The organism is Chthonomonas sp., from assembly GCF_035294165.1.
Taxonomy (GTDB): Bacteria; Armatimonadota; Chthonomonadetes; order Chthonomonadales; family Chthonomonadaceae; genus Chthonomonas.
This window is the reverse complement of sequence record NZ_DATGLN010000189.1, coordinates 1-12,222: the sequence shown is the minus strand read 5'-3', so window position 1 is coordinate 12,222 and position 12,222 is coordinate 1. Positions and strand designations below refer to the sequence as shown.

The window sequence follows — 12,222 nt, the reverse complement described above, 5'->3', positions numbered from 1 at the left end:
AGAAACGGTTTCTCGCGAGATGCGATGGCTCCTCGGTAACTGGGCGTTCCTGCAACTGCGTCAATTTATCGCCTATAAAGCAGAGGCGGCAGGAGTGCCTGTTGTGTTGGTTGACCCGCGTAACTCGTCTCGCACCTGTTCTGTATGCGGACATTGCGCGAGAGAGAACCGCAAGAGCCAGAGCCGGTTCCACTGTCAAGAGTGTGGCTTTGAGGCGAATGCTGATTTCAATGCGGCGGTAAACCTCAAGGCACGGGGCGAATGTTCAGACGCCCTATTGTGTCGGTCAGAGGGTCATGCTTCCAATCAGGCACAAGCCCCTGCGCTTTAGCCAGGGGTATCTGACCGTGAGGTACAATCTTTGAAGCTTGCGGGAGCTTTGTGGAGCGAGGGAAATGAACTCTAGATTGCCGGAGTGGTTGAAAAAACGGGTGCCCAGCCCGGAGACGGTGGCGTTGGTGGAGCGCATGATGCGTGAAAGCCGTCTCCACACAGTTTGTGAGAGCGCTCGCTGCCCTAATTTGGGCGAATGTTGGTCGAAGCAAACCGCCACCTTCATGATCCTTGGGGATATTTGCACGCGCAACTGTGGTTTCTGCGCCATTAAAGTGGGCCGACCGCTGCAGGTAGATGCGGAAGAGCCGAGGCGACTTGCGGAAACGGCGAAGGCGATGGGGTTGAAGCATGTGGTGGTGACCTCGGTAGCACGTGACGATCTGCCCGATGAAGGCGCCGGCCATTTCGCCGACACCATTCGGGCGCTTCGTGAGGTTATTCCGGGCGTTATTGTGGAGGTGCTTACCCCCGATTTCAAGGGCAAGGTCTGGTGCATTCGCAAGGTTGTGGAGGCCAAGCCCGACATCTACAACCACAATATCGAGACGGTAGAGCGGCTTTCGCCCATCGTGAGGCCACAGGCAAAGTATCGGCGCACCCTCGAAGTGCTGCGCACGGTGAAGCGGCTTGATCCGTCCATCCACACCAAATCGGGGTTGATGCTGGGGTTAGGCGAAACCCATGAAGAGGTCGTGCAGACCCTGCGCGATCTGCGGGAGGTAGGCGTAAGCGCGGTGACCATCGGGCAGTATTTACGGCCAACGACGACACGCCATTTGCCGGTGGTGGAGTATGTGCATCCCGATCGGTTTGCGGAGTATGAGCGCATCGGGAAAGAGATGGGTTTTCTGTTTGTGGCCTCTGCGCCGTTCGTGCGTTCGTCCTATAACGCACAGGCCTTTTCCGAGCAACTGCTTGCCGAGCGGCTTGCCCGCGTGGGGCAAGAGGAACCTGCGGCGTCTGAAAAGCCCTTGCCTGCTATAGTCTAAGAGCGGCTTTAAGCAGGAAATTTGCCAAAAACGTTAAATTATTCTTTGCAAGGCACACGATAACGCCTCTTTTACCGATAGGAAGAGGGAAGAGGCTGTTTTTTTGGTTTAGCGAACAAGGGCCATAAGCTTAGAGAGGAGGTAGCGGCTACAAGGCCGCACTATAAGGATGTCTATGAAACAACACGGCTACTATCGTTTCCCCACCATACACAACCATCGCGTGGTTTTTGTATCGGAAGACGATCTGTGGAGCGTCTCCACAGAGGGTGGAACGGCACAACGATTGACGGCGAACCTCGCCGCGATGAGCTTTCCCTGCTTCTCACCCGACGGCAAGAAATTGGCCTTTACCGGTCGTGAGGAGGGGCACAATGAGGTCTATGTGATGGATAGCGAAGGCGGCCCTCTGCAACGTCTCACCTATCTCGGCGTAACGAGCACCGTGTTGGGGTGGACGCCGGACGGGCAGAAAGTGCTCTTCGCTACCGATAGCGGGCGCCCCTTTGACCGCATCGGCTTTGTTCAGGCCGTTGGCCTGGACGGCAGCCTGCCGGAGCAGTTTCCGGTGGGACATGCGGTGAGCCTCTCCCTCGCGCCCGATGGGCGTGTGGTTTTGGCACGCAACAACAACGACCCGGCTCGATGGAAACGCTATCGCGGCGGTACTGCCGGCGACATCTGGATTGACGCCAATGGCGACGGCAATTTTCGACGGCTTCTGACGCTGGACGGAAATCTCACCTGCCCTCTGTGGGTGGGCGACCGTATCTACTTTCTTTCGGACCACGAGGGGGTAGGCAATCTCTACTCCTGCACGGTCGCCGGTGAGGACTTACAGCGCCATACCGACCATAAGGACTTTTACGTGCGCTTTCCTAAAACCGACGGAAAGCGAATCGTCTACCAAGCGGGGGCCGATCTCTATGTGTACGATCCGAAAGAGGATCGCTCTCGGAAAATCGCGATTACCTACGGCAGCCCACGGGTGCAGCGCCAGCGCAAGTTCGTGGAGATAATGGACTATCTGGAGAGTTATGAGCCGCATCCCAACAAGGAGCAGGTGGCGTTAACGGGGCGCGGGAAGAGTTTTACTTTGGGCTGCTTTGAAGGGCCGGTGACGGCGCAAGAGAACGCCAAGGGGGCGGTACGACTGCGCCTTGCCCGCTGGCTTAACGACGGGGAGCGTGTGGTTGTGGTGGCTAATGTGGAGGGCCGTGAGGTTTTAGAGGTTCATCATACGCTCGATCTGGAACCGGTGAAGCGCTTCAGTGCGCTCGATATCGGGCGACCCTACGAGATGATCGTCGCCCCTAAAGAGGACGTGGTGGCTATTGCCAACCATCGGAACGAGCTGCTTTGTGTGAACCTGGAAGACGGCACGCTGACCCGCTGCGATCGCAGCGACTATGGAGCGGTGCGCGGGATGGATTGGTCGCCGGACGGCAAGTGGTTGGCCTATGGATTGCCTATTAGCCCTTACCGTAGCGCTATTCGGCTTTGGAATAGAGAGGAGAAGACCGTTCACGATGTCACCGACCCTGTGCTTGCCGATAGCAACCCCTCGTTCGACCCGGATGGCAAGTTCCTCTACTTTATCAGCGCGCGGGAGTTTACCCCGGTGGCGGATACGCTTCAGTTCGAGCTGAGCTTTCCGAAAGGCATGCGCCCCTACCTGGTGACGCTGCAGGCCGATAGGCTCTCGCCTTTTTGGGAGCCGCTTGCAGAGCCTGAAGAGAAAAAAGGAGAGACGAAAGAGACCGGCGAACCCTCCTCCGAGTCGCCCACCCCGCTGCGCATAGACCTAGAGGGCATTCAAACGCGCGTTATTCCCTTCCCCGTACCGGAAGGCATTTACGGAACGATAGCCGGCCTTGCCGGCAAGGTGCTATTCCTCAGCTATCCGGCGGTTGAGGAGGAGCTACCCGATACCGAAGAGCGCACCGGTTCGCTCGAATGTTACGATTTCAAAACGCTAAAGAAGGAGACCCTGTTAGGAGGGGTAAAGAGCTTTCGGCTGTCGCGCGATAGGAAGCGAGTTTTGGTACACACCGGAAAATCGCTTCGGCTGCTGAAAGCTGGCGAGAAGCCGGATGAGAAGGCGGGTGCAGAGCCAGGACGGCAGAGTGGCATTCTTGCCTTAAATCGCGTGAAGTTGGAGGTAGACCCGCCTACGGAGTGGCGCCAGATGCTGCGCGAGGCATGGCAATTGCAGAAAGAGTTCTTTTGGACGGAAGACCTTTCTGGAGTGGACTGGGAGCGTGTATGGGAGCGCTATGCGCCTCTGGTGGATCGGGTGGGAACGCGTGGCGAGCTTTCCGACCTCATCTGGGAGATGCAAGGAGAACTTGGAACGTCGCACGCTTATGAGTTCGGCGGGGACTACCGCAAAGGGCCGGAGTATCCCATTGGGTTTCTCGGTGCCGACTTTCGTTACGACCCCGAACAGAATGCCTATCGCATCGTGCACATTGTACGAGGCACGGCGGGCGATCCAAAGCACGACTCCCCCTTGCGCGCCAGCGGCGTGAATGTTCGTGAGGGCGATCTCCTTATTGCGATAGATGGGCAACGTTTGAGTGCGCAACTTCAGCCCAACCAGGCGCTTGTGCATCGAGCCGACAGCGATGTGGTGCTCACGGTGCAGAATACCAACGGCGAGCAGCGAAATGTGCGCGTACGCACACTGCGCTCCGAATTTCCTGCTCGATATCGGGAGTGGGTAGAGAACAATCGCCGGCAGGTTCATGAGGCCACCGATGGGCGGGTAGGCTATGTGCACATCCCCGACATGGGTTTGCGGGGCTTTGCAGAGTTCCATCGGCTCTATTTGGTAGAGGTGGAGAGAGATGGGCTTATTGTGGACGTCCGCTTTAACCGAGGAGGTTTCGTATCGCAACTCATCATCGAGAAACTGGCCCGCAAACGCATTGGGTATGACCTGCAGCGTTGGGGGGCGCCGGAGCCTTATCCCCAACACTCGGTTGCCGGGCCGATGGTGGCGCTTACCAACCAATGGGCCGGCTCGGATGGCGATATTTTTAGCCATGTGTTCAAGCTCATGAAGTTAGGGCCGCTGATCGGAAAACGAACCTGGGGAGGCGTAATCGGCATTTGGCCGCGCATGCCTTTGGCGGATGGCACGATCACCACCCAACCGGAGTTTTCGTTCTGGTTTCAGGATGTGGGCTGGCGCGTGGAGAACTACGGTACCGACCCCGATATCGAGGTGGATGTTACCCCGCAAGACTATGCCCAGGGCAAAGACCCTCAACTGGAGCGGGGGATCGAGGTGATATTGAAACGTCTGGAAGAATCGCCTCCGGTGCGGCCCGAGTTCAAGGACAAACCGAAGCTGCCGTTGCCCTCTTAAAACGATGGCCCGCTTCCTAAGGAAGCGGGCCTAGGTGAAAACAACGAGCTTATAGCACGTGCCGCTGCGTTGCCCGGAGCATTCAAGGCGCCGAATGCAACCATAAGGGAGCAATAAGCTCGAAATAGGGTTCTGTGTGTCCCTGGTTTTGAGAGTAAGTTGACAGTGGCACCGGCGTTTCGGCGTTGGTGGGGATTAAAACGATGGAGCAGGTTGCCGAAGGCGAACGGGTGCGGAGCTATTCGTATGGGTGGCAAATGAGGCTTCGGGGAGCGGCATTGGGCACAAAAAATCCAAGCTAGCGCGCCTTTAACCGTTGTGGAGGCGCGATGAAATGTCCTTGGCAGCGATGACATCCCGTTAGTTCGCCGTTTCGCTCTGTTCGGCAAAACCGTGTAGGATGTTCGACTTCGTTGGCCTTTTCAATCGCGCACGGTTACGTCCCATATCACCTCGCGCAGGCCTGGCTGTTGTCGAAGGATATGCGTGATGTGCTCCATTTCGGCGCGAAGGTCAATATCGGGATAGTTGCGAAGGTGCCTCAGAACACCGGTAAAATGAACGGTTCCCCCGATCACATGGATGTTGAGCAACGAAGTATCCACATAGCGCCGGTTCACAAGGGCGCGAACTCGCATCATCGCTTCTTTATTAACTGCAGGCATAAGAACCCTCCTTTCGGGTCTTCGCCTACGCATCGGCAACGCACAGTGAATATTTCGCTATTAACGCTGCCCGTTCCTTCTTGTTTTTGAAAAGAGGAGATATGGCATGGCTATGTTGAATCGTTTAGGGCAGCCTATAGGTGAAGAGGTACCCGATTGGCGCCCGCGCCCGCGTCCCGAACGTGTATCGTTGATGGGGCGGTTCTGCTCTCTGGAGCCGCTTCATGTACAGCAGCACGCGAAGGCTCTTTTTGAGGCCAACCGGCTCGATTCCCAAGGGGCTTTATGGACTTATCTTCCTTACGGTCCTTTTGAGAATCTGCGGGTCTATGCTCGGTGGGTGGAGGAGGCAAGTAATACCGAAGACCCGCTCTTTTTTGCCGTTGTAGAGAGGGCGTATGGACGGGCGATGGGGGTTGCCGCCTATTTGCGAATCGAGCCGGAACACGGCTGTATTGAAGTGGGCCATATCTGCTATTCGCCTTTGCTACAGAACCGCCCTGTAGGAACCGAGGCGATGTTCCTGATGATGCAGTATGTGTTTGACGAGCTTGGGTATCGGCGGTACGAGTGGAAGTGTGATGCCCTTAATGAACCCTCACGCAAAGCGGCACAACGCCTTGGCTTTTCGTTTGAGGGCATTTTTCGGCAAGCCCGTGTGGTGAAGGGGCGCAATAGAGATACGGCCTGGTATTCGGTAATAGATGGGGAGTGGCCGGCACTGAAAGCGGCGTATGAACGCTGGTTAAGCTCCGATAACTTCGATGCAAATGGGGTTCAGAAGCAGCGGCTTTCGTTGCTGACGGCTCCCTTATTGCGGCAGGATATACGATATCTCTCCGAATAGTTGCGGCGAAACGGTCTTAGTGCAGCAGAACATCGAGGAGCACAAAACCGAAGAGAGTCACGCTCACCCAGCCGTTGAGGGTGAAGAAGGCCAAATTTACACGACGTATGTCGTCTGGTTTTACCAAACTCTGTTCATAGAAGATGAGGGCGGCCACGATGGTCAGCCCTAAGAGGTAGAGAAGATGTAGGTGACAGAGGCGTCCTACCATGAACAAGAGCAGAATCATGATGGCGTGCATAAGGCGGGAAACCGTGAGAGCACCGGCTTTACCGATACGTTTCGGCAGAGAGTAAAGCGGGGCTTGAAGGTCAAAGTCGTAGTCTTGAAGGGCATAGATAATATCAAAGCCGCCGATCCAGAGCATCACCGAGAGCCATAGGAGAATGGGCGGCCATGCGAAGGAGCCGGTTACGGCCAGCCATGCACCGATGGGGGCGATGCCGGTGGCCATACCCAGAAAGAAGTGGCAGAGGGCGGTGAAGCGCTTGGTATAGGAGTATCCGAGGGTGAAGAGAAGGGCCGCAGGGGAGAGCATAAGGCAGAGACGGTTGAGTTGGGCGGCCGCCAGCACGAAAAGCCCTGCGGCGCACAGGAGAAAGGCGGTGACTTGGGTGCGTGAAAGCAGGCCTCTCGGTATATGCCGATTGGCCGTGCGCGGGTTTTGGGCGTCGAAGTCGGCATCCACAAGCCGATTAAATGCCATGGCCGCGCTGCGGGCACCCACCATGGCGACCAAAATCCATAGGATGGTATGCGGGGTTAGACCGGCACGGGTTTGGTGGGCGGCCAGCAGCATGCCGATAAGCGCAAACGGCAGTGCGAAGATGGTATGTTCAAACTTTACGAGTTCAAGGTAGAGCTTGGCGCGTTGGAAAAGAGCGGTCATCGTGAACTACTCCTCCACGAACTGCCATTGCGGCACGATCTCTTGTTCCATTCCGAGTTGCTGGAGGATGCGTGCCACCACGAAGTCGGCAAGCTCCTCCACGGTTTTCGGGTGATGGTAGAAGCCGGGTGCCGCCGGCAAAACCACCGCGCCGGCCTCGGCCAACTGGGTAAAGGTGCGCAGATGAATGAGCGACCAAGGCGTTTCACGCGGTACCAGAACGAGCTTGCGCCGCTCTTTAAGGCACACATCGGCGGCACGGGTAAGCAGGTCATCGCTAATGCCGTGGGCGATACGTGCTGCCGTTCCCATAGAGCAAGGCACGATGACCATGCCATCGTGGCGAAAAGAGCCGCTTGCCGGTGGGCTAAAGTAGTCTTTAGGGGTGAGCAGTTGCAGCGCCTTGGGGGAGGCTTTGGGGAAGAGCGCCGCGAAGTCTTGCGCGTTGGAGAAATGGAGCCCCATCTCTACAGCCATTACCTGGCGTGCCTGCTCCGATAGAATAACGTAGATCGTCTCATAGCGCCGGATGGCCTCACAGAGAAAGCGATAGGCATAAATGGCGCCGCTTGCCCCGGTGATTCCCACCACAAGCCTTTTGGTAGAGAGCGTTGGGTTCACTTGATGGCGCCACCCCGCAGACGCTGATAGAGTTCACGCGCACGTTGAGGGTCGCATCCGAGAAAGGCGCGCACTATGCGTTGCCCCCCTTTGCGATGTGCGATGGTGCGAATAGCCTCACAGAGGAGGATGCGGTCGTGCAGAACAAGCCGACGTTCGCAGTCCTCACAGGTAAACAGAGAGCGCGAGGCCACGATGCCGGCCGGGTCTCGACGTATGGGGTCGAGTGCCCGCACGGTGCCCGTGTAGAGGGCCACATAGGTGTAGGGGTAGGGGTAGCTTCGACCAGGTAGTTTTTCCGTGCACTCGATGCGGATGCCGGCGAATAGCTCGAAATCCGGATTCAGATGGGCGCAGGCCTCCTCATAAGCTTCCCGCAGCATCGCCTGATCGAGCGTCTCTTCCGGTTCAAGTCGCCCTCCCGGAAACCCAAACACGCCGCGCCGGTCACAGACCACAAGCACACGGCCTCCATGAAACGCCACAAAATGTACCGAGGTGACGGGGGCATCCGTGGGCAGTTGACAGCAGGAAAATGCGGTGAGGCGTACCGGTTGTGCCCCCCACTTAGTCTCGATTTCAAAAAGGGTTCTTTTCTCCTCCATACTTAAAGTCCTAATTTGGGCCAGAGCGCGTCTATCTGCTCTTTTATCTCTCGACTCATCTCTATGACATCGGGCCATTCTCGATGGAACCCTTCCAGAGGTCCCTTGCGCGTGCAGTCAAACCCGATTTTTGAGCCGAACCCTAAGGCGCGGGAGGCATGGTCGAGAACGTCCACCGGCCCGCGCACGAGGCACATATCGCGCTCGGGGTCTATATTGTTGCCGATTCTCCAAAGGCATTCACTGATATCTTGCACGTTCACATCGGCATCGAAGACGAAGATCATCTTCGTGAACATGGCCTGTCCTAGCCCCCAGAGAGCATGCATCACCTTGAATGCGTGCCCAGGATAGCGCTTGCGGATGGAAACGAGGGCTATGTTATGAAATACGCCTTCCACAGGCAGGTTGATGTCAACAATTTCCGGCAGGTTTAGGCGTAGCAAGGGCAAGAAAAGCCGCTCGGTGGCCTTTCCCAGCCAGGCATCCTCTTTGGGTGGGCGCCCGACGATGGTGCAGGGGTAGACTGGGTTTCTGCGATGCGTAATGGCGGTTACGTGAAACACCGGATAGAGGTCAGCCAAAGAGTAGTAGCCGGTATGGTCGCCGAAAGGTCCTTCCATGCGCCTCTCTTGGGGGTCTATCCAACCTTCGATCACGATCTCTGCATCTTCAGGCACCTCGAGATCCACAGTTTTTGCTGGCACCAGGGTAACCGGTTTTTTTCGGAGAAACCCGGCAAAAAGAAGTTCATCCACGCCAGGAGGCAGGGGAGCTGTGGCCGCATAGGTGAGGGCCGGGTCTCCGCCAAGCACTACGGCTACCTGGATAGGGCGGTTCTGCTCGGCAGCGGCGCGTTCGTGCTCTGCCCCCACTTTGTGAATCTGCCAATGCATGCCTGTTGTGCGACGGTCGTAAACCTGCACGCGATACATGCCCACGTTGCGGCGACCTGTTTGTGGGTCGTGCGTGAAAACCAGCGGGAGGGTGATGGTGCGCCCTCCATCTTGAGGCCAGCAGTGCAAAATAGGTAGGCGAAAAAGGTCTACCTGATCGCCTGTTGTAACGACCTCTTGGCAGCGCCCCGGCCCTTTGGCATGGCGAGGCGGAATTTTGGCCAGCACCCCCAACTTGGGGGCAAGCTCTCGAATGGCCTGCAACTTGCCGCTAGGTATCTCTGTTTTTAGGAGGGCTTCGATCTCGCAAGCGATGTCCTCTAGATCGTCGGCTCCCAGCGCCAACGACATACGCTTGCGCGAGCCAAAAACGTTGATAGCCACCGGAATATCGCTGCCGACAGGGTGTTCAAGTAGCAGTGCAGGCCCCCCACCCGGTTGGCGCATAACGCGATCGGCTACCTCGGTGATCTGTAGGTAGGGATCGAGAGGCTCTTTGATGCGTTTAAGTTCACCCGCCCTTTCGAGGCAGGCAAGAAAGTCTTGAAAATCGGTGTAGGCCACCCTCTATCCCCCTTATATGTCAGTCGTCAATGTTATATACGTTTGTCGAATTATACCCTGCCCTCTTATGCGAACTTTTTAGAGGGAAAATCGGGTTAGAAGCAGAAATAACATGGTAAATGGGCGGCCAAACTCCATTGTTCTTATGAAAAGGTGAATTCTGAATGTCGGTAGAAAATAGAGAAGATAGTTTCAAGCGATTTCTTGAGCAGCACCTTGCCGTCATCGAACCTCTCTCCCGTGAGGCCGCACTGGCCTCTTGGGAGATGCAGACAACGGGTAGCCGAGAAGCTGCGGAACGTGCACGCCAGTTGCGCACAGAGCTGGCGCTGATCTACGCCGATAAGGAGACCTATCGCTATCTCAAAGAGCTGCCGGTAGAGGCACTATCCGACCCGCTTCTAAAGCGTCAGCATACGCTGATCCTTCATGCCTATCTCAGCCGTCAGGGCGATGAGGAGATTCTGAAGGAGATCGTGGCGTTAGAGGTGGAGATAGCAGATACCTATAACCACCATCGGGCACGACTGCGTGGAAAAGAGGTGAGCGATAACGAGTTAGAGCAGATTCTGGTTCAATCGCGAGATGAGGCGCTTCGCAAGGAGGCTTGGGAGGCCAGTAAACAGATCGGCGCTGTGGTGGCCGATAGGATTCGCCGGCTGGCAGCACTCCGAAACCAAGAGGCTCAGAAGCTAGGTTACCCAAACTACTATGCTTTGCGAATCGAGCTACAGGAGCTAGATTTGCAGCGGCTCGATGCGTTAATGGAGGAGCTAGCCCATATTTCCGAGCCGCTCTGGAACCTCTATCGCGACTCGCTTGACGGGCAGTTGGCAGAGCGTTACGGTGTTAGCCCGGAAGCGATTCGTCCGTGGCACCACGCGAATCGCTTCTTTCAAGCACCGGAGCCTAGCGGTTTGAACTTAGACCCCTATTTTGCCGACAAGAACCTGGAGGCGATTACGGCGCGCTTTTATGATGACATCGGGCTGCCGATAGAAGATATCCTGGCGCGTTCCGATCTCTATGAACGCATGGGGAAATGCCAGCACGCTTTCTGCACGGATATCGATCGGCGCGGCGACATTCGGGTGTTATGCAACTGCCGCCCCAATGCCCGATGGATGAACACCATGTTGCATGAATTCGGCCACGCCGCCTACGATAAATATATCTCCCCGGAGTTACCCTACCTATTGCGACGCCCCGCACACACCATGACCACCGAAGCCATGGCGCTGTGGGCGGGAAGCAGAACCCATCAGCCGGAATGGCTTACAACGTATGCCGATGTGCCGGCGCAGACGGCGGAGACTATAGGCCAGAGTGCGCGCATCTATGAGGCTCAAAGCCTTTTGGTGTTTATGCGTTGGTGCCTGGTAATGTATCACTTTGAGCAGGCCCTTTATGCAAACCCGGATGGCGATCTGAACACACTTTGGTGGGATTTGGTAGAGCGGTATCAGCGTGTAAGGCGCCCCGAGGAGCGAGACACGCCGGATTGGGCGGCTAAAATTCATATCGCCACCGCCTCGGTTTACTATCATAACTACCTTTTAGGGCACCTCATCGCAGCACAGGTAGAGAAACAACTGGAGGAGTTGGGCTGTTCCCGATCATTCACACCGGCATTGGGTACCTACCTGCGCGAGAGGCTCTTTGCGCCCGGGGCGCTCTGGCCATGGGAAGAGTGGCTTCAAAAAGCGACGGGCGAACCCTTAAATCCCCACTATTTTGTGCAACAACTCCAGGAGGCTATACAAAGTTGAAGATCACGCAGATAAGCACCTTTCTCACGGAACCGCGCTGGGTTTTTGTGAAGGTCACCACGGATGAAGGAATTGAAGGATGGGGGGAGTGCTTGGGCGATAAGGCCTTTGTGGTGGCCGAGGCTGTGCGCAGTTATGAACATGCGCTTATCGCTCAAGACCCCTTCCGCATCACCCACCATTGGCAGAGCCTCTATCGAGGTGCTTTTTGGCGTGGTGGGCCTATCCTTTGCGCGGCCATTTCGGGCATTGAAATGGCTTTATGGGATATTTTGGGGAAGGCGCTGAACGCACCGATTTGGCAGTTGCTTGGGGGAGCTGTACGTGATAGGATACGAATGTATAGTCGGCCGCATGGCGCAACGCCGGAGCAGCTGGCGCAGAGCGCCAAAGAGGTGGTAGCGCGTGGGTACACCGCCATGAAGTTCTGCCCCTTTGAAAAGGTGCATGTGCTCGACCATTATCAGCTGGTGGAAGAGGCCGCAGCGCGTGTTCAAGCGGTGCGCGAAGCCGTAGGAAACGGGGTAGATATTTTGCTGGACTTTCATGGACGGGTAAGCCCGGCCATGGCCGTGCAGATGGAGGAGGCCATGCGTCCCTATCATCCGCTTTTCATCGAGGAGCCTGTTTTACCGGAAAATGTGGATGCTTTAGCTCGTGTGGCCGCG

At 56.5% G+C, this 12,222-nt stretch carries 11 protein-coding genes; 6 read left to right on the top strand and 5 right to left on the bottom strand.

Annotation, left to right across the window (positions count from 1 at the left end; translation table 11 throughout):
• The 3 genes from VKV29_RS10350 to VKV29_RS10340 all read left to right on the top strand — a co-directional run.
• Positions 1–331, top strand: a 331-nt coding sequence (locus VKV29_RS10350; protein WP_324201229.1) for a transposase, incomplete at its 5' end; no start/stop codon positions are given.
• Between the two features lie 64 nt (positions 332–395).
• Positions 396–1,325 carry a lipoyl synthase gene (lipA, locus tag VKV29_RS10345; RefSeq protein WP_324201228.1) on the top strand — a complete coding sequence of 310 codons (930 nt, stop codon included), beginning with the start codon at positions 396–398 and terminating at the stop codon, positions 1,323–1,325.
• Between the two features lie 175 nt (positions 1,326–1,500).
• Positions 1,501–4,698 carry a S41 family peptidase gene (locus VKV29_RS10340; protein WP_324201227.1) on the top strand — a complete coding sequence of 1,066 codons (3,198 nt, stop codon included), beginning with the start codon at positions 1,501–1,503 and terminating at the stop codon, positions 4,696–4,698.
• A gap of 422 nt (positions 4,699–5,120) precedes the next feature.
• On the opposite strand, the gene VKV29_RS10335 is transcribed toward VKV29_RS10340, so the two are convergent.
• Positions 5,121–5,363, bottom strand: a complete 243-nt coding sequence (locus tag VKV29_RS10335) for a hypothetical protein (RefSeq protein WP_324201226.1) — start codon at positions 5,361–5,363, stop codon at positions 5,121–5,123.
• A 106-nt stretch (positions 5,364–5,469) separates the two neighbouring features.
• Between VKV29_RS10335 and VKV29_RS10330 the strand changes: the two genes are divergently transcribed.
• Positions 5,470–6,210 (top strand): GNAT family protein, encoded by a 741-nt coding sequence (locus VKV29_RS10330; protein WP_324201225.1) that lies wholly within the window; start codon positions 5,470–5,472, stop codon positions 6,208–6,210.
• Positions 6,211–6,226: 16 nt separating this feature from the next.
• Here VKV29_RS10330 and VKV29_RS10325 read toward each other — a convergent pair whose 3' ends face one another.
• From VKV29_RS10325 to VKV29_RS10310, 4 genes are read right to left on the bottom strand one after another with little or no spacing between them, the layout of a single operon-like run.
• Positions 6,227–7,099, bottom strand: coding sequence for a UbiA-like polyprenyltransferase (locus VKV29_RS10325; RefSeq protein WP_324201224.1), 873 nt, complete (start codon positions 7,097–7,099; stop codon positions 6,227–6,229).
• A 6-nt stretch (positions 7,100–7,105) separates the two neighbouring features.
• Complete coding sequence (locus VKV29_RS10320; RefSeq protein ID WP_324201223.1) at positions 7,106–7,720, bottom strand: flavin prenyltransferase UbiX; 615 nt, start codon at positions 7,718–7,720, stop codon at positions 7,106–7,108.
• Positions 7,717–8,325 (bottom strand): NUDIX hydrolase, encoded by a 609-nt coding sequence (locus tag VKV29_RS10315; protein WP_324201222.1) that lies wholly within the window; start codon positions 8,323–8,325, stop codon positions 7,717–7,719. The genes VKV29_RS10320 and VKV29_RS10315 overlap by 4 nt, the downstream gene beginning before the upstream one ends.
• 2 nt (positions 8,326–8,327) lie before the next feature.
• Positions 8,328–9,785, bottom strand: a complete 1,458-nt coding sequence (locus tag VKV29_RS10310; protein WP_324201221.1) for a menaquinone biosynthesis decarboxylase — start codon at positions 9,783–9,785, stop codon at positions 8,328–8,330.
• Positions 9,786–9,949: 164 nt separating this feature from the next.
• Between VKV29_RS10310 and VKV29_RS10305 the strand changes: the two genes are divergently transcribed.
• Positions 9,950–11,554: a M2 family metallopeptidase gene (locus VKV29_RS10305; RefSeq protein WP_324201220.1), complete on the top strand. Its 1,605-nt coding sequence runs from the start codon at positions 9,950–9,952 to the stop codon at positions 11,552–11,554.
• Positions 11,551–12,222, top strand: a 672-nt coding sequence (locus tag VKV29_RS10300) for an enolase C-terminal domain-like protein (protein ID WP_324201219.1), incomplete at its 3' end; no start/stop codon positions are given. The genes VKV29_RS10305 and VKV29_RS10300, both read left to right, overlap by 4 nt.